The organism is Nitrosomonas halophila, from assembly GCF_900107165.1.
Taxonomy (GTDB): Bacteria; Pseudomonadota; Gammaproteobacteria; order Burkholderiales; family Nitrosomonadaceae; genus Nitrosomonas; species Nitrosomonas halophila.
This window is the reverse complement of record NZ_FNOY01000051.1, coordinates 1-20,746: the sequence shown is the minus strand read 5'-3', so window position 1 is coordinate 20,746 and position 20,746 is coordinate 1. Positions and strand designations below refer to the sequence as shown.

25 protein-coding genes and 2 pseudogenes are annotated in these 20,746 nt (G+C 49.6%); 17 read left to right on the top strand and 10 right to left on the bottom strand.

The window, feature by feature from the left end:
• The first annotated feature begins 167 nt into the window (after positions 1-167).
• Complete coding sequence (locus BLV85_RS10875; protein ID WP_090415076.1) at positions 168-866, top strand: SDR family oxidoreductase; 699 nt, start codon at positions 168-170, stop codon at positions 864-866.
• Here BLV85_RS10875 and queG read toward each other — a convergent pair.
• Positions 853-1,929, bottom strand: a complete 1,077-nt coding sequence (queG, locus tag BLV85_RS10870; RefSeq protein WP_245725182.1) for a tRNA epoxyqueuosine(34) reductase QueG — start codon at positions 1,927-1,929, stop codon at positions 853-855. The two genes, BLV85_RS10875 and queG, sit on opposite strands and share 14 nt — an antisense overlap.
• A gap of 60 nt (positions 1,930-1,989) precedes the next feature.
• On the opposite strand from queG, the gene tsaE reads away from it, so the two are divergent.
• Both tsaE and BLV85_RS10860 read left to right on the top strand, forming a co-directional pair.
• The gene (tsaE, locus tag BLV85_RS10865; RefSeq protein WP_245725181.1) at positions 1,990-2,448 is read left to right on the top strand and encodes a tRNA (adenosine(37)-N6)-threonylcarbamoyltransferase complex ATPase subunit type 1 TsaE; all 459 of its coding nucleotides are present in this window, start codon (positions 1,990-1,992) and stop codon (positions 2,446-2,448) included.
• Between the two features lie 47 nt (positions 2,449-2,495).
• Positions 2,496-3,749, top strand: coding sequence for an N-acetylmuramoyl-L-alanine amidase (locus BLV85_RS10860; RefSeq protein ID WP_245725180.1), 1,254 nt, complete (start codon positions 2,496-2,498; stop codon positions 3,747-3,749).
• Positions 3,750-3,809: 60 nt separating this feature from the next.
• Here the strand turns inward: BLV85_RS10860 and BLV85_RS10855 are convergent, their stop codons facing one another.
• From BLV85_RS10855 to aroQ, 6 genes and pseudogenes are all read right to left on the bottom strand, one after another.
• The gene (locus BLV85_RS10855) at positions 3,810-4,376 is read right to left on the bottom strand and encodes a DUF3426 domain-containing protein (RefSeq protein ID WP_245725183.1); all 567 of its coding nucleotides are present in this window, start codon (positions 4,374-4,376) and stop codon (positions 3,810-3,812) included.
• Between the two features lie 72 nt (positions 4,377-4,448).
• Positions 4,449-4,553: pseudogene (locus tag BLV85_RS15825) on the bottom strand (MJ0042-type zinc finger domain-containing protein); the annotation flags it as partial.
• Complete coding sequence (gene prmA / locus BLV85_RS10850; RefSeq protein WP_090415065.1) at positions 4,550-5,488, bottom strand: 50S ribosomal protein L11 methyltransferase; 939 nt, start codon at positions 5,486-5,488, stop codon at positions 4,550-4,552. The gene prmA and the pseudogene BLV85_RS15825, both read right to left, overlap by 4 nt.
• Positions 5,489-5,541: 53 nt before the next feature.
• A complete protein-coding gene (gene accC, locus BLV85_RS10845) occupies positions 5,542-6,897 on the bottom strand; it encodes an acetyl-CoA carboxylase biotin carboxylase subunit (RefSeq protein ID WP_090415062.1) in 1,356 nt (451 codons plus the stop codon).
• A 66-nt stretch (positions 6,898-6,963) separates the two neighbouring features.
• Positions 6,964-7,422 (bottom strand): acetyl-CoA carboxylase biotin carboxyl carrier protein, encoded by a 459-nt coding sequence (gene accB / locus BLV85_RS10840; RefSeq protein WP_090415060.1) that lies wholly within the window; start codon positions 7,420-7,422, stop codon positions 6,964-6,966.
• Between the two features lie 213 nt (positions 7,423-7,635).
• Positions 7,636-8,073 carry a type II 3-dehydroquinate dehydratase gene (gene aroQ / locus BLV85_RS10835; protein ID WP_090415058.1) on the bottom strand — a complete coding sequence of 146 codons (438 nt, stop codon included), beginning with the start codon at positions 8,071-8,073 and terminating at the stop codon, positions 7,636-7,638.
• Between the two features lie 171 nt (positions 8,074-8,244).
• Here aroQ and BLV85_RS10830 point away from each other — a divergent pair, with 171 nt between their 5' ends.
• Positions 8,245-9,339: an FAD-dependent oxidoreductase gene (locus tag BLV85_RS10830; protein ID WP_090415057.1), complete on the top strand. Its 1,095-nt coding sequence runs from the start codon at positions 8,245-8,247 to the stop codon at positions 9,337-9,339.
• A gap of 42 nt (positions 9,340-9,381) precedes the next feature.
• Here BLV85_RS10830 and ispH read toward each other — a convergent pair whose 3' ends face one another.
• Together ispH and BLV85_RS10820 are read right to left on the bottom strand one after the other, a co-directional pair.
• Complete coding sequence (gene ispH / locus BLV85_RS10825; protein WP_090415055.1) at positions 9,382-10,356, bottom strand: 4-hydroxy-3-methylbut-2-enyl diphosphate reductase; 975 nt, start codon at positions 10,354-10,356, stop codon at positions 9,382-9,384.
• Between the two features lie 173 nt (positions 10,357-10,529).
• The gene (locus BLV85_RS10820; RefSeq protein WP_090415052.1) at positions 10,530-11,651 is read right to left on the bottom strand and encodes a 3-deoxy-7-phosphoheptulonate synthase; all 1,122 of its coding nucleotides are present in this window, start codon (positions 11,649-11,651) and stop codon (positions 10,530-10,532) included.
• Positions 11,652-12,017: 366 nt separating this feature from the next.
• Here BLV85_RS10820 and BLV85_RS10815 point away from each other — a divergent pair, with 366 nt between their 5' ends.
• From BLV85_RS10815 to tatC, 12 genes and pseudogenes are all read left to right on the top strand, one after another.
• A complete protein-coding gene (locus BLV85_RS10815) occupies positions 12,018-12,326 on the top strand; it encodes a hypothetical protein (protein WP_090415050.1) in 309 nt (102 codons plus the stop codon).
• Between the two features lie 41 nt (positions 12,327-12,367).
• Positions 12,368-13,444, top strand: coding sequence for a histidinol-phosphate transaminase (gene hisC / locus BLV85_RS10810; protein ID WP_090415049.1), 1,077 nt, complete (start codon positions 12,368-12,370; stop codon positions 13,442-13,444).
• A gap of 37 nt (positions 13,445-13,481) precedes the next feature.
• On the top strand, positions 13,482-14,069 hold the full coding sequence (hisB, locus tag BLV85_RS10805; protein WP_090415047.1) for an imidazoleglycerol-phosphate dehydratase HisB: 588 nt from the start codon (positions 13,482-13,484) through the stop codon (positions 14,067-14,069).
• Positions 14,070-14,095: 26 nt separating this feature from the next.
• Positions 14,096-14,734, top strand: coding sequence for an imidazole glycerol phosphate synthase subunit HisH (hisH, locus tag BLV85_RS10800; protein ID WP_176974015.1), 639 nt, complete (start codon positions 14,096-14,098; stop codon positions 14,732-14,734).
• 88 nt (positions 14,735-14,822) lie between these two features.
• Positions 14,823-15,581 carry a 1-(5-phosphoribosyl)-5-[(5-phosphoribosylamino)methylideneamino]imidazole-4-carboxamide isomerase gene (gene hisA, locus BLV85_RS10795; protein WP_090415041.1) on the top strand — a complete coding sequence of 253 codons (759 nt, stop codon included), beginning with the start codon at positions 14,823-14,825 and terminating at the stop codon, positions 15,579-15,581.
• A gap of 245 nt (positions 15,582-15,826) precedes the next feature.
• The gene (hisF, locus tag BLV85_RS10790) at positions 15,827-16,603 is read left to right on the top strand and encodes an imidazole glycerol phosphate synthase subunit HisF (RefSeq protein ID WP_090415040.1); all 777 of its coding nucleotides are present in this window, start codon (positions 15,827-15,829) and stop codon (positions 16,601-16,603) included.
• Between the two features lie 51 nt (positions 16,604-16,654).
• The gene (gene hisI, locus BLV85_RS10785) at positions 16,655-17,044 is read left to right on the top strand and encodes a phosphoribosyl-AMP cyclohydrolase (protein ID WP_090415038.1); all 390 of its coding nucleotides are present in this window, start codon (positions 16,655-16,657) and stop codon (positions 17,042-17,044) included.
• Positions 17,041-17,367: a phosphoribosyl-ATP diphosphatase gene (locus BLV85_RS10780; protein ID WP_090415036.1), complete on the top strand. Its 327-nt coding sequence runs from the start codon at positions 17,041-17,043 to the stop codon at positions 17,365-17,367. Before hisI ends, BLV85_RS10780 begins: the two co-directional genes overlap by 4 nt.
• Positions 17,368-17,379: 12 nt before the next feature.
• Positions 17,380-17,730 (top strand): histidine triad nucleotide-binding protein, encoded by a 351-nt coding sequence (locus tag BLV85_RS10775; protein WP_090415034.1) that lies wholly within the window; start codon positions 17,380-17,382, stop codon positions 17,728-17,730.
• Positions 17,731-17,751: 21 nt separating this feature from the next.
• Positions 17,752-17,995 (top strand): annotated as a pseudogene (gene tatA / locus BLV85_RS10770) (Sec-independent protein translocase subunit TatA).
• A gap of 147 nt (positions 17,996-18,142) precedes the next feature.
• Positions 18,143-18,535 (top strand): Sec-independent protein translocase protein TatB, encoded by a 393-nt coding sequence (gene tatB / locus BLV85_RS10765; RefSeq protein ID WP_245725177.1) that lies wholly within the window; start codon positions 18,143-18,145, stop codon positions 18,533-18,535.
• Between the two features lie 69 nt (positions 18,536-18,604).
• Positions 18,605-19,381, top strand: coding sequence for a twin-arginine translocase subunit TatC (gene tatC, locus BLV85_RS10760; RefSeq protein ID WP_090415032.1), 777 nt, complete (start codon positions 18,605-18,607; stop codon positions 19,379-19,381).
• A 50-nt stretch (positions 19,382-19,431) separates the two neighbouring features.
• On the opposite strand, the gene BLV85_RS10755 is transcribed toward tatC, so the two are convergent.
• Entirely contained in the window at positions 19,432-20,256 is an 825-nt protein-coding gene (locus BLV85_RS10755; protein ID WP_090415030.1) for a TrmH family RNA methyltransferase, read from the bottom strand.
• A 114-nt stretch (positions 20,257-20,370) separates the two neighbouring features.
• On the opposite strand from BLV85_RS10755, the gene BLV85_RS15820 reads away from it, so the two are divergent.
• Positions 20,371-20,496 carry a hypothetical protein gene (locus BLV85_RS15820; protein ID WP_281245746.1) on the top strand — a complete coding sequence of 42 codons (126 nt, stop codon included), beginning with the start codon at positions 20,371-20,373 and terminating at the stop codon, positions 20,494-20,496.
• The last annotated feature ends 250 nt before the right edge of the window (positions 20,497-20,746 follow it).

Sequence of the window (20,746 nt, the reverse complement as noted above, 5' to 3'; positions counted from 1 at the left end):
CCCCTACTTTTAGCATCATGGTACGTCCAAAATTTTAAAAGATAAATCTTACCGCCTTAAAGGCGGTGGTTTTAACCTTACTTCGGACTAATAAAAACTAGCCGTCAGTCTGGCCTGTCAACAAAAGATTTCTATCACCGCTGCAACTTTTACAAACGGAGCATCCAATGAATACTGCCTTGATAACGGGCGCAAATCGCGGTATCGGACTTGAATTTGCCACGCAATATGCACGAGATGGCTGGCAGGTCATCGCATGCTGCCGCCAGCCTGAGCGTGCGACAAAACTTAATCATCTGGCTGATCAATACGGAGCAAGCGTTCTTATTTTTCAACTTGACGTCAAAGAACTGCACCAAATCGAACGGTTATCAAAAAAACTCAGCGAGACTACCATTGATCTGCTGATAAACAATGCCGGCACCTATCCCCCTGCTTCGCACGGCGAATTGGGACATATTGATTACAGCGACTGGCTGGAAGCGTTCAAGGTCAACACACTCGCGCCATTAAAAATGGTCGAGGCTTTTGTTGAACAAATCAACCGCAGTCAATTGAAAACCGTCGCGATTCTGACCAGCAAAATGGGCAGTATTGCCGATAATCAGCGTGGGGGCAGCTATATTTACCGGTCAAGCAAAGCGGCGGTCAACATGGTTGCCAAAAGCCTCGCAATTGATTTGCAGCCTCGCGGAGTGATATCGGTATTGTTACATCCTGGTTGGGTGCAGACTGATATGGGTGGGCCAGGCGCCTTGATTTCAGCCGAACAAAGCGTTACCGGCATGAGAAAGGTGTTGCGCCAAATCACCCAGGCCGATTCAGGCAAATTCTTCGCTTACGATGGACAGGCTATTCCTTGGTAAGTCTGTGCTGACCAAGCGCCCATTCCACATGTTCGCGCACCAATGGAGACGGATCACGCCGCCGCGCTTGTAGCGCCCCGATCACTGCGGGTGATGAGGGTGCGTTGCCCAAGCCCACCGCCAGATTACGCAACCATTGCTCGTATCCGATTCGCCTGATCGGACTGCCAGCAAGTCTGGCCTCAAATGTTTCCTTGTCCCAGGCGAACAATTCAATCAATGACACATTATCCAGCCCGTGACGTACAGCAAAATCCGCTTCCTGTGTGAATTGAGAAAATTTATTCCACGGACAGACCAGCTGACAATCATCACATCCGTATACGCGATTACCAATCAATGCGCGCAAGTCTTCTGGGATGCTGCCTTTCAGCTCGATAGTCAAATAGGAAATGCAGCGCCGTGCATCCAAGCGATAAGGCGCGACTATCGCTTGGGTAGGACAGATATCCAGGCAACGTGTGCAGCTGCCGCAATAGCTCGCGACCGGATCATCCACCGTTAATGGCAAATCGGTATAGAGTTCGCCCAGAAAGAAAAATGACCCGGCATCACGGCTCAATAGCAATGTATGCTTGCCGCGCCATCCGAGGCCGGACCGGCTGGCCCACTCCACTTCCATGACTGGTGCGCTGTCGCTGAACGCACGATAGCCGAATTCCCCGACTTGTTCGGTGATCTTTTCCGCCAACTTTTGTAGCCGTGCGCGCAATACTTTATGATAATCCCGCCCCAGCGCATAACGAGAAATGAAGGCACGGCTCCCGTCCTGCAACGCCGTCCAACTTTCTTCCATATTGACGGGCTTGTTATTCATGCGCACGGAGATGACTCGCAACGTGCCTGGCACCAGCTCTGGCGGCCGGGTACGTTTTGTCCCATGTTTTGCCATATAATCCATTTCACCATGAAACTGGTTCTCCAGCCAATCGGATAACCCGGCTTCGACAGTTGCCACATCGGCGTGCGCATCGCTGATGCGCACTTCCTGGAATCCAAGCTGCCGGCCCCAGAGCTTGATTTGCTCGGATAACCAACGCCAGTCTGTATCTTTATTATTCATAGGGTTTGTTTTTTGCATAACAATCATCATACCGGAAGTGCCGCCAGCACATCATGCACAGTGCACCTCGCCGATGAAGCGGCGACACTGCAGCTGGGCAAACAACTGGCAACCATCCTACATCCTGGCCTGACTGTCTTTCTGTACGGCGAACTGGGTGCAGGCAAAACTACGCTGGTGCGTGGCATTCTGCGTGGATTTGGCCATCAGGGGAAAGTAAGAAGCCCAACCTATAATTTGGTTGAAATCTATAAATTTTCTAGGTTATACTTGTATCACTTTGATTTTTATAGACTGAATGATCCGGCAGAATGGGAGGAAGCGGGCTTCAGAGAATATTTCAATCAAGCTTCGATTTGTCTGATCGAATGGCCAGAAAAAGCTACAGGTGTTCTGCGTACGGCCGATCTAAATATAACCCTCACATATTCCGGAACCGGACGAATTGTTAAAATTGATGCAGAAACGGAGGCAGGAAAACGATGCTTAGCACACTGGCAAAGCCTGAAACTTCGCTGAACCGACTCAATTGTCCCCTTCTTCCTGCATGCCAAATTGTATGCCTGTTGCTGATTTCACTACTGTTGCTGGCTCTATCGAGTATGGATCTTGCAGCCAACACGCAGATCAAGGCAGCCCGTTACTGGGCCGGTCCCGAACGCACCCGGCTCACACTCGAATCGAGCGCGCCAATCAAGTACACAATCAGCCTACTTGACTCTCCCAAAAGAGTCGTTATGGACATGGAGAATGTTTCACTCCCCGAGGTCCTGGAAAGCTTGTCTTCCAAACTCAAATCGCGGGATCCCCTGGTCAGCACCTTGCGCGTAGGCCGTTTCACTCCCAACATCGTCAGGCTCGTTATGGAGCTAAAAACCGATGTCGTGCCGAAAGCTTTTCTGCTAGCGCCCATGGACCGGTTTGCGCATCGTTTGGTGCTCGACATGCATCCATCCGAATCGGCTCCTCATTCACATGACCACCAGCCCGATCCGCTCATGGCGTTGCTACAAAGCCATGAGCCAGCGACAGCCGCAATAGGTCAAGACAGTCAAGCGCCTAATCTCATCATGACGGCCACTCGCCGCAAACCTAGCAGGCAAAAAACCATCATTGTTGCGATCGACGCTGGCCATGGTGGCAAGGATCCTGGTGCAATCGGTTCAAGAGGCACTATGGAAAAAGATGTGACGCTATCCATAGCCAAAAAACTCAAAACCAGATTGGACAGAGAACCCAATATGCGTGCCATCCTCACCCGGGATGGAGATCACTTCTTGTCGCTCGCCGCCCGCCGCCACAAGGCAAGGCAAGCAAACGCAGATCTATTCGTATCCATTCATGCTGATGCCGCACCCCGCAAGGAAGCACATGGCTCGTCCGTGTATGCGCTCTCTGAGCATGGCGCAACCTCCACAACCGCCAGCTGGCTGGCAAAAAGAGAAAACGAGGCTGACCTGATCGGCGGAATCAAACTAGATGACAAAGACCGGTATTTGAAACAGACGCTGATTGATTTATCGATGAATGCCACCATTAACGACAGCATCCGGCTCGCCAGCAGCGTATTGAATGAAATCGGGACAATCAATCACCTGCACAAAAAGAACGTCGAACAGGCTGGTTTCGCCGTGCTCAAGTCTCCTGACATTCCATCGATCCTGGTTGAAACCGCCTTCATAAGCAATCAAACCGAAGAGGCCAGACTCGGTAGCGATGCTTACCAGAACAAATTGGCTGATGCAATTCATGCAGGACTCAAGCGCTACTTCGCCAACAAATCCTGGCAAATACGCACAGATCTTGCTGATAAAAGATAGGCACTCAACTCGCCAGCATCTCTAAAAACTACACACGCGAGCCCTATGGTTGAGGTGCCTTTACGGATAAAACAACTCCAATCTGTATCCCATAGCATCAAGTGCTCCGGTATCAAGGAAGTGCTGAATCACCATTTCACTCTCTGCCGCAAACCCCATATTGTCAGCGCCTGGATCAAGATAATCCTTTACTGTCAGCACACGACTCGCCAACGGTTGTGCATCTTGATCGGTCAGCGTCAGTAACAGCGCCGGAAATGCTTGGGGAAACGGGGCATGGTTACGGATAATTGCCTGCAGTATCACTACTTCCGGGCGATAGGAAGGATTCACACGCAAATCAGATGATTCCAGACTCAGCAATGCTAGGTGGCGCGGAAAATCGATCTGACATCTTATTAGCGCACAATAATTTTCAAGCAGCGGGCGCGTAATGGGCAGGCCTATGGCAATCTCGGTACGAAATCCATGGATTAATTGCCCCAGCAACAACAGTGATAAAAGCAGATTGGCCAGCAGCCAAGTGCGGGAAACCCTGCCGGTCTGTTTTCGTTCAAACAGCTCAAATGTATCCTGACACCCATCAGCATGATTCGCAACAACCAAGCCCAGCTGGTCCGAATTCATCTTGCTAGATCCTACATCAGGCTGAACCAGTGCCTCTGTCACCACCACGAGCGAATGGAAACCATTAAATTGCCGGGCGCACTGTCCACAGCATACTTCACCGTCGAGTGCCTGCAATTGCGCGATCGTCAATCGGTATACCGATTGGCAGCCAGGACAGCGTGCGACCAGTGTCATGCCAGACAAACTGCCCGCTTCTTGCCTGTCAATAATACCCAGCCCTGCTCGCTTGCACTGATTTGCATGCTGAACCAAGGTTCATAGGCTTGCAATACTTCATCGGCTTGCGCTTCCAATATACCCGACAGCGCAATGCGGCCACCAGGCTGCAAAGCATGCGTCAGTATGGGTGCCAATACGATGAGGGGATTTGCCAGAATGTTGGCAACCACGACGGTAATGGGAGGCCGCCCGGCCTCAGCTTCGCCATCGTTCGACAGCGAAAATTCGGTGCTAAATTGTAGCCTGTCGGGATCACAATCATTTATTTGGGCATTAGCCAGACTGGCTGTAATGGCATTGGGATCGATATCTATACCAATCACCCCGTGTGCGCCCAATTTGAGTGCCGCAATTGCCAGAATTCCCGATCCGCAACCGTAATCCAGCACTTTCTCCCCTGTTTGCAAGTTAGCGTCCAGCCAGGCCAGGCATAGTCTGGTCGTGGGATGGCTACCGGTGCCGAAAGCCAAGCCGGGATCCAAGCGCAAGTTGATTGCGGCCGGGTCAGGCAACTCGTGCCACGAGGGTACGACCCATAATCGCTGCGAAACCTGAATAGGCTCAAATTGCGATTGGGTCAATCTCACCCAGTCTCGCTCCTTGACCTGGGTCAAATTGTATGGCGGCTGGACAGCTAACTCGGCCACATCCACCACCGCCTGCATGATTGCATCGATATCGCAATTTTCTTCCAGCAATGCAGTAATTTCAGCCTGCTCCCAAACTTTCATGGGGGGTGTGCCAGGCTCGCCAAATAATGGCTGCTCTTGTTCAGTTCCTTCACCCGCATCATGCACGTCAACCGACAGCGCACCCAGCGCCAACAAGCGATCGCTTACGAGATCGACATGAATAGACTCGGTCCTAAAAGTCAGTGACAACCAGGACATAACCGATGTACACGTGGTAAAGATATGCCAGTCATTCCGCCGTCCTGCATGAACTAATTTTTCTTGTTATACATTGCAAGTTTGTTTTCAAGATAATGAATGGAGACGGCATCACTCAGAAAATTACTATCCGATAGCAGATCGAGATGCAGGGGAATATTAGTTTTAATCCCCTCGATGATCATTTCCGACAAGGCGATACGCATCCGTGCGATGGCGAGTTCCCGATCATCACCATAGGCAATGATCTTGCCGATCATGGAATCATAATACGGTGGCACCCGATAATTATGATAGATATGTGAATCGACCCGTATTCCCGGCCCTCCTGGCGCGTGATATTGCGTGATGCGTCCTGCCGAGGGCGTCAATTTATAAGGTTCTTCGGCATTGATACGGCATTCAATAGCGTGCCCCTTGAAGATGACATCCTTTTGCCGCAAGGACAATTTCTCTCCTGCCGCCACGCGGATTTGTGCCTGCACCAGATCCACCCCGGTCACAGCCTCTGTCACCGGATGCTCAACCTGTAAACGGGTATTCATCTCGATGAAATAAAACTCATTGTTTTCGTAGAGAAACTCAAACGTGCCGACCCCACGATAATTGATGCGGCTGCAGGCTTCTGCACAACGCTCACCAATCTTGTCGCGCAACCGTGGCGGAATCCCCCGCGCTGGAGCCTCCTCAATAATTTTCTGGTGACGCCGCTGCATAGAGCAATCCCGTTCACCCAAATGCACCACATTGCCGTATTCGTCGGCCAGTACCTGAAACTCGATATGCCGAGGATTCTCTAGATACTTTTCGGCATAGACCATAGGGTTACCAAATGCCGCCTGCGCTTCGTTGCGGGTGGTAATCACCGCGTTGGAGAGTGCCGCCTCAGTATGCACCACGCGCATGCCACGCCCCCCCCCGCCACCGGCGGCCTTGATAATCACGGGATAACCAATACCTTTCACAATCCGTTTCACTTCATCCAGAGACTCGGGCAAGGCACCGTCAGAGCCGGGCACACATGGCACACCTGCCTGCCGCATGGCGTGTTTGGCACTGACTTTATCCCCCATCAGACGGATAGTCTCCGGACGTGGCCCAATAAAGAAAAAGCCACTTTTTTCCACCCTTTCAGCAAAATCCGCATTCTCGGACAGAAAACCATAACCAGGATGGATGGCTTCAGCATCAGTAACCTCAGCTGCACTGATAATAGCTGGGATATTCAGATAGCTCTGGGCGGAAGCTGCCGGACCAATGCAAACTGATTCATCAGCCAGTTTGACATATTTGGCTTCTGCATCGGCCTCGGAATATACAGCTACGGTTTTGATACCCATGGCACGGCATGCCCGCTGGATGCGCAACGCGATTTCGCCGCGATTCGCGATCAGTAATTTTTCAAACATAGTCAAAACGTTGGAAATCTGGCTTGAATGAATGGCTTGAAAGCCAAGAGGTAACGATGTGGTTAATTATTCAATGACAAACAAGGGTTCGCCATATTCAACCGGCTGGCCATTTTCGGGCAAAATGGCTTTGATTTTGCCATCACAATCTGCCTCAATTTCGTTAAGCAGCTTCATGGCCTCGATAATACATAAAGTATCCCCCGTTTTGACAAACTGCCCGATCTCGACGAATGGTTTGGCGCCGGGCGCGGAAGCGCGATAGAAAGTGCCAACCATGGGAGATTTGACAACATGCCCCTCAGGCAAAGCAGAACTGTCGGAGGCATCAGCCTCATTATCAGACGCAGCTGGCGGGCGTTCCGTCACAGCAGAGCTATATTGCGGGACAACGGCAGAAGTTGACTGCATCAGTGTTACAGATTTGCTGATGCGTACTTTTTCTTCGCCCTCAGTAATTTCTAATTCGGTAATATTGTATTCTTCTACTAATTCGATTAATTTCTTGAGTTTTCTTAGATCCATCTTTTCCTCCCGGGAATATCCCGCCCACACATGGCCTCGATGACTATCGAGACTTGTTGTTTTCTCATTCTGTTGCCCAGTCGCCAGACTTGTCCATATTCCAAACAATTGATGAAATCAGTCTAGTACTTTGGTCAATCATCGATAAAGAGCAGCGCTTGATACTCTTTTTCAGACAATTAACAAGTTTGCTAGCCAAGCAGCCCACTCCAATTACTTCCCGGTTAGCACATATTGCAAAGCAAGCGTATAACCTTCCGCTCCCAGACCGCTAATGACGCCCACAGCAATATCCGAGAAGTAAGATGCACGACGAAAGGATTCACGTGCATAGATATTGGAAAGATGGACTTCTATGAAAGGCAACTTGGTAGCGGCCAGCGCATCACGCAGCGCCACGCTTGTGTGTGTCAAGCCAGCGGGATTGATGATGATAAAATCTGTTGCATCACGCATCGCCTCTTGTATGCGATCTATCAGTTGATACTCGGCATTACTCTGGAACGTGTTTATTTTTACACCAGCCGCCTGTGCTGTTCTGATCAAATTCCTGTTAATATCTTCCAGTGTTGTTTGTCCATATATGGCAGGTTCCCGCATTCCCAGAAGATTCAAATTGGGGCCATGAATAATCAAGATATTTGCAACCATCGCACCATCCACTCATTTTCAAAGATTATGTCTCGTTCTCGTAATATTGTACAGTTTTTTATGGATTTTCTCAGAAGTTAACGCAAGATGCGCAACTCATATCCATTCCATGGTTGACCCATCAGCGTTTAAGCGCATGTATTCATGCATGAAATGTAATTAAGGATCAGTTTGAAAGATGATTTTATAATAATCGGCGCGGGAATAATTGGGCTATCCATGGCCACCCGATTACTTGAAGAAGGGGCTTCGGTCTCACTCTTGGAACGCACCAGCGTGGGGAGCGAGGCATCATGGGCAGGCGGGGGTATTTTATCGCCACTTTGTCCGTGGAACTATCCAGAGACCGTGACCCGTCTGGCCATGTACAGCATGGCACGCTACCCTGAATGGGTGTCTGCACTGAGCACCGCCACCGGCATCGACCCTGAATACCATGTGTGCGGCCTGCTGGTTTTGCCTCCATATGATCTGGCCACGGCAACCCATTGGTGTTCGGCCCATTCTGTACCCTTCATGCTGCAGCCGACCCAGCAGGCATTATTGCTTGCCCAGGTTGCCCAGGTTCGCAATCCCTGGCTGTTGCAAGCGCTTCACAAACGGGTAAAACAACTCAATGGCACCATCCTCGAGCACTGCGAAGTCGAGCAACTTCGGGTAGCCAATCGATGCGTCACCACACTCAGGACATCTCAAGGCAGACTTTCCGCCTCGCGTTACATTCTGACGGCCGGTGCCTGGAGCAGGCAGGTGCTTGGAGAATTTGCATTGAAGCTCAGAATCAAGCCTATTCGCGGACAAATGCTTTTATACAAGTTTCCCACCCCCCCCATTCAATCAATCGTATTACAGAAAGATCTGTATCTCATTCCCAGGCGGGATGGCCATGTACTCATCGGCAGCACCACCGAAGATGTCGGATTCAACAAGCAAACCACCCTTGCCGCGAAAGAAAAACTGTTGGCATGGGCCAGAAACCTGCTGCCAGATCTGGACACCATGCCATTGCTCAAACACTGGTCAGGTCTCAGGCCAGCAGCAGATAACAATGTGCCAAGTATCGGCGCGCATCCCCACCTGAGCAATCTCTTTATCAATAGTAGCCACTTTCGCTACGGTGTCACGATGGCACCAGGCAGCACCGAAATATTGCTCAATGAAATTCTGGGAAGAGCACAACCTTTCTCCACTCTGCCTTATCAGCAAGGATGGAATACCCATGATGAAACATTCACAAGCGAGAATCAGAGCCAGTCAAATAGTTAAACAACAATCTCAGCAATTTGTCAGGCTGTTGCTCACAACCGCTTAACTGGCATATTTATCCATGTTCAAAGGCTCTGCCTTGGGTAGCGGGAATGTTACAGACTCGACCACCCCACTCAACTCTTCCACGATGACACCTTGATCGGTATGCCCTGCCGCGATTTGCTCGAGCCGCTCCAGCACCTGCCGAACCAGTATCTCCGGTGCGGAAGCCCCGGCGGTGATGCCAATACAGCGTTTGCCGGCAAGCCAGCTCTCCTGCAACTGTGAAGCACGGTCTACCATATAGGCTTCAACGTTGGCGTTTCTTGCCACTTCACATAATCGATTAGAATTGGAACTGTTCAGCGAACCCACGACGATGACCAAATCACAGTGCTTGACCATCTTCTTGACAGCATCCTGACGATTCTGTGTGGCGTAACAAATGTCATCCTTCTTGGGCCCAATAATATTTGGGAAGCGTTGCTTCAAAGCTTCGATCACGCGTGCCGCATCATCCACGGATAATGTTGTCTGCGTCACATAGGTCAGATTGTTTTCGTCCTTGACCTGCAGCTTGGCAACATCCTCTTCCGTCTCCACAAGATACATGGCACCTTTATCCTTGTCGATCTGGCCCATGGTTCCTTCCACTTCCGGATGGCCAAGATGGCCGATCATGATGATTTCCTTCCCCTCTCTTCCCATTTTGGCCACTTCGACATGTACCTTGGTGACCAACGGGCAGGTGGCATCAAAAACTTGCAGTTTGCGTGCGGCAGCTTCTTTTCTCACCACGTGCGACACACCATGTGCGCTGAAAATGAGCATGCTCCCCTCTGGCACCGACTCCAGATTTTCAACGAATACTGCCCCTTTCTTCTCGAGATCCTCTACCACGAAGCGATTGTGCACAACCTCATGCCGCACATAAATGGGCGCGCCATGCATCGCTAGCGCACGCTCAACGATTTCAATGGCACGATCGACTCCCGCACAAAACCCTCTCGGATTTGCAAGCAACACCTTGATCATTGGTCTATTTCTCCATACATTCTATAGCCATTATAAATCAATCTCATGAGAATCAATAGTTTTCCTTCAGAAAGGGCGCCGGGCCCCTTCAGCATGGATGCCAGGGCTGCTTACAACCATGAAAAACGGATAGATCGTGTTTTTAGGCAGCTTCGCAAGCCACGAAAAAAAATTCATTGCGCCACTTGATATTGCGCTGCCAGTGCCACCCTTTTTTCATAGGCCTGGCGTGCAATATGAATATCTTCGAGGAAATGCGGCAGCTCCCTGATCAGCATGGATTGCGGACCATCTACCAGCGCCTTGCTGGGAGTCGGATGAAAATCCGCGAGTACCATATTGGCACCTGCAATAATACCCTGGGCCGTTACATGCATGATATCCGACAGACCATCGGCTGAATCCACCCTGGTTCCGACGGCATGCGAGGGATCAATACATACCGGCATGCGTGTCAGACGCTTGACCACGGGCACATGTGCAAAATCGACCAGATTCCGATGCGGATCGCCCAGATTGGTTCTCATTCCACGCAGCCCAAACACCACCTTTCTATTGCCTTCGGATGCAAGGTACTCGGCAGCATTGAGGGATTCATCCAGCGTAATGCCCGAGCCGCGCTTGACTAATACAGGAAAATCCTGCTGGCGGCCGGCCATTTTCATGAGCTCGAAATTCTGAATATTGCGTGTACCGATCTGCAGCATAACACCGGTAGGACTGCCGGTATGAAATAGCGCCTCGCGAATTTGCTCGATATGGGATTCATGCGTGATCTCCATTGCGATCACCTTGATATCATATTTCCCCGCCAGATCGAAAACATAGGGCAGGCACGCCTTGCCATGCCCCTGAAATGCATAGGGGCTGGTCCTCGGTTTATAGGCACCCATACGCGTGCATACCAAATTGTGAGCTTGCAGCGCCTTCATCATGATTTCCACGTTCTCGATCGTATCCACCGCACAGAGCCCGGCAAATATATTTAACGTATCCTGCCCGAAACGCACACCGTTATAATCAAAAAAAGCTGGCCGATCATCATTTTGATGCCGGCCGAGCACCCGGTATTCTTCTGATATTCGCACGACACGATCCACACATGGCAAACCAAGCATGTCTTCAACCAGCAATGCCTTGGTATTGCCGATCAAATACAACTCGGTTAAGGTCTGCTCAGCCCCAACCTCCGTATGCACTCGCGTGGCAATACTCGGCAGATTGGTCAAATATGCACAGAGCTGTTTGTACTCCGGGCTCTCTTCCGAAGTATTGGGTTTTAATACGAGAATCATGAAATGTCTAACCAGGTCAGAATTACCAAAGCGCTCATTACAAATTACAAATGAATGAATCGATTCTAACTGAAATTCACCCATAACGTCACTTGCAAGTTGAATCTTCTATTTCCACATGCCAATTCATACACTTACACTCTCCATTAATCGATAATTTCATCCATCCAGATTGAGATTCGGTTGACGCATACACCCCATGTCACCATAAATATTTCGCCAGAAATACCCACAATTTCAAACAGCTTACATTGGATAGCCATACAAAGTTTCATAAATGACTGTTAAGCTGTATACTTTTCGACTTTGCGCGACAATGGATGGCGCGCTACCAATATAACTGTATATTTTACAAAACGATATCCCGTGGGCGCACTCATCTTCTACACCGTCATCTATTTTATTGGCCACTATTCTGCGCATGGATTTAACTTATTGGCAAAACGCGAACTATTAAATCGTCGCTGGACGGGATTATTAGGCGTCATCCTGATCGCCGCTATCCATGGCTACAAAATTATTAGCAGCACGCCGCCTTCCGCTCACAACGAAAGCGCGCTGGATGCACTGGGTTTTTACGTTATTTTACCCGTCGGCATCATCACGGCTGTACTCCTCTACCTGAACTGGCGGGACAAGGAAGATGACCGCCAAGACGAAAACGGCCTTTCCTGAGCGCCTGTCAAGCGCGAGATAATTGTTAGTTCCTCCCCGATATGTCCTCCTTACCTGAAAAGATTATTCGTCCGGAAATTCTTGGGCTTTCGGCCTATCATGTCCCGCCTGCCAAGGGCATGACCAAGCTCGACGCGATGGAGAACCCCTACTCGCTTCCAGCTTCCCTGCGCGAGGAAATTACCCGAATCGTGGCAGATGTGCCTATCAACCGCTATCCCGATCCGTTCGCCATCGAGCTCAAGGATACGCTACGCACCGCGCTATCCATCCCGTCCGGGATGGATATCCTGTTAGGAAATGGATCGGATGAAATCATACAAATCATCTTGCTGGCCACAACCAAGCCCGGAGCGAAGCTGCTGACGGTAGAACCCGGTTTCGCCATGTTCAAAATGATTGCGCTATTTGCAAATATAGAATATCTAGGCATTCCGTTAAGATCCGATTTTTCACTGGATCTGGATGCAATCCTTGCTACTATTCGACACGAACAGCCCGCTGTCATCTTCTTGGCCTATCCCAATAACCCCAGCGGCAATCTGTTTGATGCCGAGGCCTTGGAAGCGATCATCAAAGCCTCCCCTGGCTTGGTTGTAGTGGATGAGGCGTACCATCCTTTCGCGGGTAAAAGTTTCCTGGAAAAATTGGCCGATTATCCCAATTTGTTGGTCATGCGCACACTGTCCAAACTGGGATTAGCCGGGCTCAGGCTTGGTCTAGTCGCCGGTAGAAGGGAATGGTTGTCCAATCTGGAGAAACTGCGTCTACCCTATAATATTGGCGTCATTACCCAGCTGGTTGCGGCCAAAGTCATGCAACATTACGATATACTAGAACAACAAGCGGGAACAATCAAACAGGCGCGGGCGCGGTTAAGTACAAGTCTTGCTGCAATGACCGGCATTGAAGTTTTTCCTTCCGATGCCAATTTCATTCTGTTTCGTATCGGCAACGCCAGCCAGATATTTGAATCCCTCAAACAAAGGGGCATTCTGATAAAGAATCTTGACAACAGCCACCCCTTATTAAAGAATTGCTTGCGTGTAACGGTTGGCACACATGATGAAAATGCTCTTTTCTGCAAAACGCTACATGATTTAATCAATCACAATTAACTCTCATAAACTGCCTTATCAAGTCTCCCAAACTGTTATGCGCGAAGCCCAAGTTATTCGTAATACGCAAGAAACCCAGGTCCAGGTAAAAATCAATCTAGATGGTTGTGGCAAAGCAGAACTGCATAGCGGCGTCCCCTTCCTTGACCATATGCTGGATCAAATTGCCCGTCACGGCATGCTCGATCTGTCGATTCACGCTACAGGTGATCTGCATATCGATGCGCATCACACGGTGGAAGATATTGGCATTACATTGGGCCAGGCGCTTGCCCGTGCCGTCGGTGACAAAAAAGGCGTTTTCCGCTATGGACACGCCTATGTCCCACTTGATGAAGCCCTGTCCAGAGTAGTCATTGATCTATCGGGCCGGCCGGGATTGCAATTGAATGTCCAATTTACACGCAGCCATATCGGAGCTTTCGATGTTGAACTGGTTCATGAATTTTTTCAAGGCCTGGTCAATCATGCCATGATGACCTTGCATATTGATAACCTGGCGGGAAAAAATGCACACCACCAGGCGGAAACTATTTTCAAGGCTTTTGGCCGTGCCCTGCGCATGGCTATTGCAATGGATCCTCGCTGCCCCGATATCATTCCATCCACCAAAGGATCGTTGTAGAACAATCCAGTAATTTTGCCTCAATCATGAATACAATTGCGATCGTTGATTATGGAATGGGCAACCTCCGGTCAGTGTCCAAAGCGTTGGAATATGTGGCCCCCTCGGCAACCGTCATGGTCACCAGTGATCCAGCAATTATCCGGCAGGCATCCCGCATCGTTGTCCCTGGCCAGGGCGCTATGCCGCATTGCATGCAGGCATTGGCCGACCATGGATTACGGCAAGCGGTCCTTGAAGCAGCCCAAAACAAACCTTTTCTCGGTATCTGCTTGGGATTGCAGATGCTGTTTGAGGTCAGCGAAGAAGGCAATGCCCAAGGATTGGGCATATTGCCCGGCCATGTACAAAAATTCAGATTTGAAACCACAGCAGACACCGGCGCACAAAAGCTTAAAGTTCCTCATATGGGCTGGAATCAGGTGCACCAAATCGCAGACCATCCGCTATGGCATGAGATCGCCGATGACGCAAGGTTTTATTTTGTGCACAGCTACTTTGTCGTTGCAAATGAGCAAGGGATCATAGCCGGCACCACTTGTTATCCAGCGCCGTTTACCTGTGCAATTGCAACAGGCAATATTTTCGCAGTGCAATTTCATCCGGAAAAAAGCAATCTTGCCGGGTTAACTTTATTACGTAATTTTACGCAGTGGATGCCATAAAACCGCTAGACAGCCGTTTTGCATCCGCTATGCTTGGTTTTTTCATTGCAATCATTTCAAGCTCAATCATCAATCCTGTTTAATTTATATGCTGATTATTCCTGCTATAGATCTGAAAGATGGTCACTGTGTTCGCCTAAAACAAGGTGTCATGGAAGATGCCACTATTTTTTCCGAGTCCCCTGACAAGGTTGCCCAGCACTGGCTGGATAATGGCGCCCGTCAGCTGCACTTGGTCGATCTGAATGGTGCGTTTGCAGGCAAACCCAAAAATGGCACAGCTATTCGCGCGATCGTCGAAGTCATTGATGGCAAGATTCCGATACAACTAGGCGGCGGAATACGTGATCTGGAAACGATCGAACATTATCTGGACAACGGAATCAGTTACGTCATCATCGGGACAGCCGCTATCAAAATACCTGGGTTTCTGCACGATGCCTGCTATGCCTTCCCCGGCCAGATTATGGTCGGACTCGATGCCAAGGATGGAAAAGTTGCCGTGGATGGCTGGTCCAAAGTAACAGGCCATGACGTCATCGATCTGGCCCAGAAGTTTCAGGATTATGGCGTGGAAGCGATCATACACACCGACATCGGTCGCGATGGCATGCTAACGGGTCTCAACATTGAAGCAACCGTGGAATTGGCAAAGGCACTGACCGTGCCCGTGATTGCAAGTGGTGGGGTGACCAATTTGGAAGATATCAGAAAACTGTGTGAAGTGGAATCTGAGGGCATTACAGGCGCCATTACCGGACGCGCCATTTACCAGGGTTCGCTTGATCTCAAAGAAGCACAGTCTCTGGCAGATCAATTAAGTGTGCAGGCGAATATGCATGCCTAGGAGGCTGTCCGATAATAGAGACTGATCTACTACGGACGAACCTGCCAGGCTGGATTTTTCGATCCTTTTCGTTGAATAGAACAACTATTCGCCTCAAATGATCGAAAAATCACGCTCAGTCAGCTTCGCCCTCGCTATGATCGCTATTCTCGGACAGCCTCCTAGCGCTTGCATCGGTTTTTTCGAAAGCCTTTCATCATCTTTTTTCTCCTCCTTACTGCTGTTATTTTAGGCGACTGTTTTTCATGGGATTAGCCAAACGTATCATTCCGTGCCTGGATGTCAATAATGGACGTGTTGTCAAAGGTGTCAATTTCGTTTCACTCCGGGATGCGGGTGACCCCGTCGAGATTGCCCGCAGCTACAATGAACAAGGCGCCGACGAACTTGTTTTCCTGGACATTACTGCCAGCTCGGATAATCGCGATCTGATCTTGCATATCGTTGAGGAAGTAGCCGCTCAAGTTTTCATTCCATTAACAGTGGGGGGTGGCGTTCGCAAAGTCGAGGATGTCCGCCGATTATTAAATGCAGGCGCCGATAAAGTCAGCATCAATACATCTGCCGTGATGAATCCGGCATTGGTGGAAGAAGCTTCCAGCCGCTATGGTTCTCAATGCATCGTTGTTGCCATCGATGCCAAACAGATTGCCAGTGAATCGCCTGCATCCACATACTGGGAGGTATTTACCCATGGCGGACGCAAGCCGACCGGCATCGACGCGGTTGACTGGGCAAAAAAAATGCAAAGGCTGGGTGCGGGCGAAATTCTACTCACCAGCATGGATCGGGATGGAACCTGCTCAGGGTTTGATCTCGCACTGACACGCGCCATCTCCGATGCAATCGATTTACCCGTCATAGCCAGTGGCGGTGTCGGCAATCTGGATCATTTGGTTGAGGGTATTCAACAAGGCCACGCCGACGCCGTTCTGGCTGCAAGCATCTTTCATTACGGTCAGTACACCATCCAGCAAGCCAAACAATATCTGGCACAGCACGGAATTGAAGTGCGCCTGTAATATTAATTTCAACTAAAACTGTTAAGATTCCATAAATGAGGAGGGACATCCGTGACAGATGACTGGCTCAACAAGGTGAACTGGTCAACAGATGGGTTAATTCCCGCGATTGCTCAGGAAGAAGGCACTGGTAAAGTGCTCATGGTTGCTTGGATGAGCCGCGAATCGCTAACAAAAACAGTCGAACAAGGTGAAGCGGTCTATTGGTCCCGTTCCAGGAATAAGCTTTGGCATAAAGGGGAAGAATCCGGGCATATACAAAAAATCAAGGCTATCTATCTCGATTGCGATGAAGATGTACTGCTACTGAGCGTGGAACAAACGGGCGGCATCGCTTGCCATACAGGAAGAGAAAGTTGTTTTTTCAAAAAACTGGTAGACGGTCAATGGGTTGTCACAACCCCTGTCATCAAGAATCCTGCGCAAATTTATAACAAATGACGACATCAACCATACTACTCCGGCTCGCAGAGACCATCGAGTCACGTAAAAACGCGGATCCTTCAGATTCCTATGTGGCTAAACTGCTAGCGAGCGGACAGGATAAAATCCTGAAAAAGATTGCCGAAGAAGCCGCCGAGACCATCATGGCTTCCAAAGATAACAATAAAAGTCAGATCATCTATGAAACGGCCGACTTGTGGTTTCATTGTTTGGTGATGCTAACCCATCATGGACTGACACCTGAAGATGTATTGCTTGAACTTGAGCGTAGAGAAGGCGTCTCTGGTATTGAAGAGAAGCGATCTCGATCAACCCACTAGTTATTGATAATCATGGAAGATTGTATATTCTGCAAAATCGTGCGAGGGGAAATTCCCGCCAGAAAAATACACGAAGATGAAGATACGCTCGCTTTTCTCGATATTCATCCGGTTGCACCCGTGCATTTCCTGCTGATACCAAAGCAACATATCGAATCTTTGAGCGAAACCGATAGTGCTCACCAGCAGTTGCTCGGAAAAATGATGTGGCTGGCGCCCCGCTTAGCGGCAGCGCAAGGGTGTCAAGATGGGTTTCGCGCTATTATCAATAACGGGCGTATCGGTGGACAGGAAGTCCCCCATCTTCACATTCACATCATCGGCGGGAAAAATCGCCTACCTGCGATGATTCGTTACGATTAATCCTTTTTCAAGGGGTAAATGATGGGAACATTTAGTATTTGGCACTGGTTGGTTGTGTTGGCCATTGTGGTATTGGTATTCGGCACCAAGAAACTGCGCAATCTGGGTAGCGATCTTGGCAATGCGGTCAAAGGCTTCAAGGAGGGCATGAAAGGGGTAGACGACGAAGCGACCCCCCCCCCCTCCTCCTCCTTCCCAGCAAATCACAAGTCACAAGATAGACATTGAGAACGAAATCAAGGATAAAGATCAGACTAAAATATAACACCGACCAATTGGTCGCCAGCCGTGCAAATTTTCATCAATTATCCATTTTGATAAAAATATGCATGAAATGACTCGCTCATCCGAAAATTGCTGTCCCGGAAGCTACTTGCGCTAAAAAATGTTTGATATCAGCTTTGCTGAACTCATGATCATATCGATCGTGGCCCTGATCGTGATCGGGCCTGAACGGCTGCCCATGGTTGCACGTACCCTAGGGCACCTGATCGGGCGCGCTCGGCGCTATATAGAAAATATCAAGCATGATCTACGCGAAGAAATAGAGCTGGATCAGCTGAGGAAATTCAAGGATTCCGTACAAGACACTGTCCATACATTTGAAAGCTCGGTGCACAAGGAAATGCATCAAATACGCCAGGCCGTAGATCCTCAGTCGCCGGCGTCAGATCAGGATTCTCCAGCTTCAGCGGACGGAAACGACGCCACCCCGCAAGCGCCCGAGCGGGCGCACTCTGCCCAATCCGAGCCTCGCCAATCCCGAACCGCATCCGCCCACAACAATCATCCTGATAAAAGTTAGCTACTGCCATCCACGCGTAGCATGACAATTTGAAATTCATCCACCCAAAACACAAGTGAGCTGAGACAGATGAATGATGACAATACTTTTATTTCGCATCTGGTCGAGTTACGTACCCGGCTGATCAGGGTCTTCTCGGTTTTATTGCTCGGCTTTCTACCGTGTGCTTTCTTTGCACGAGAGTTATATAGCATCCTGGCGCACCCGCTGCTGGAGAAACTGCCGCAAGGTGGGCAGATGATAGCAACCGCTGTCGCCACGCCTTTCTTCATTCCGATGAAAGTGGCCATGATGGCTGCGTTTCTTGTCACCCTGCCACATACACTTTATCAAGTCTGGGCCTTTGTAGCACCCGGGCTCTATGCGCATGAAAAACGTTTGTTTCTGCCATTAGTTATAGCAAGCAGCGTTCTATTCTTCATCGGCATGGCTTTTGCCTACTTCGCTGTATTACCGCTTGTATTCGAATTCATCATCTACTTTGCACCCGAAGGGGTCGCCGTGATGACTGATATCGGTGAATACCTCGGGTTCGTCTTGGCCATGTTTCTGGCTTTTGGCATTACATTCGAAGTGCCTGTTTTTGTGGTCGTGCTGGTCAGAACTGGAATCGTTCCGATTGCCAAAATGAAAGCCATTCGCCATTATGTTCTGGTGGGTGCGTTTGTGATTGGCGCTATCTTCACCCCGCCCGATGTCATCTCCCAGTTTCTGCTTGCGGTTCCCCTGTATTTACTTTATGAGTTGGGCATTCTGCTGGCAGCTTTTTCAGCCAGGCAATCCGAACAGGCAGCCACGCCATCGGTTGTTGACAACACAAAAAGTGATCCAGAAGAAAAAAAATAGTGCAGCACTCCAGGCTGGCAACAGCAATATGGCTTTTGTTTGGATGATGATCACTTAAAACTGACAGTAGTAAATTGAGAACAACCAAACTCATGTTGCCTAACCTTCTCGAACAAGCAAATAGCGGCTGCCGCAGCAACGTTGAGTGACTCGCTCTGTCCCGCCATAGGTATGGTTGCCTGCCTGCTGGCAATCGCCAACACTGGTTTTGAAAGTCCGCTCCCCTCACTTCCGAAAATGAATATCGTGGGACCACGAAGATCTGTCTGAAAAATACTGTGGGTTCCAGTGGGCGTCGCTGCAACGACTTGACCGCTATAGCGGCGCGCCAAATTCAACAAATCTGAATGCTCGTGAATACGCAAAGAGAAGTGCGCACCCATACCAGCCCGTAATGTTTTGGATGACCAGCTGTCCGCACAATCGGCAGATAAAAAAACATCACTGACCCCAGCAGCGGCAGCAGAGCGTAGAATTGAGCCCAGATTGCCTGGATCCTGGATCGCTTCCAGCATAACGCAGAAATCAAAATCATTGATTTCAACCGGCACCGATTGTGTCAGACGGATGAGCGCCATGACCCCAACAGGTGTCTTGACCGGCGAAATCTGACTGAACAAGCCATCACTCAACATCAGGCAGTTATGCCTGGATTGACCTTGACAATAGGCCAGCAGCTGCCTGATTTCCGGGTGTTCCCTGCCCGATTCACTGATAACCAGCATTTCAGGCGTCCTTTCAGTTGCCAGGTAGGCTTGAAGCAAATGCACACCATCCAGCAATGCCAAGCCTTCCTTACGACGTTGCCGCGCTGAATGCTGTAACTTTACAAGCTTTTTAAAAAGCGGATGTTCACGAGAAGTGATATGGCGCATGCCGGCAGTGATCTAATGCTGTACCAGGAAGACAGCACGTTGTCAGGAAGATAAAATGGAAAGCACGTCAATCAATCCGCGTTCCCTGCGATAATCCATGCACACAGACCGCTTATGACGCTTGTATTGTACAAGAACCGTCCTGGAATGGGTAGCAAGCAGATCAAGCATTGTGCGACCCATTACCCTGACCGGCGATTGATAAGTGATGCGATTACCGATCAGGGCACTGGCTTCTGATTGCCTCAATCAAACCTTGGCGGGAGCAAAGTATACGGATCTAGCGAGACAAGGCCTGCATCAATAAAGGTTCAATATTCTCACCCCAAATACGTCACACTTTGGCCATGCATCGCGAAATCCGGATTATCACAGTTTGCCATCTGAGCAAAAAGTTTATTAGTCCGAAGTAAGGTTAAAACCACCGCCTTTAAGGCGGTAAGATTTATCTTTTAAAATTTTGGACGTACCATGATGCTAAAAGTAGGGG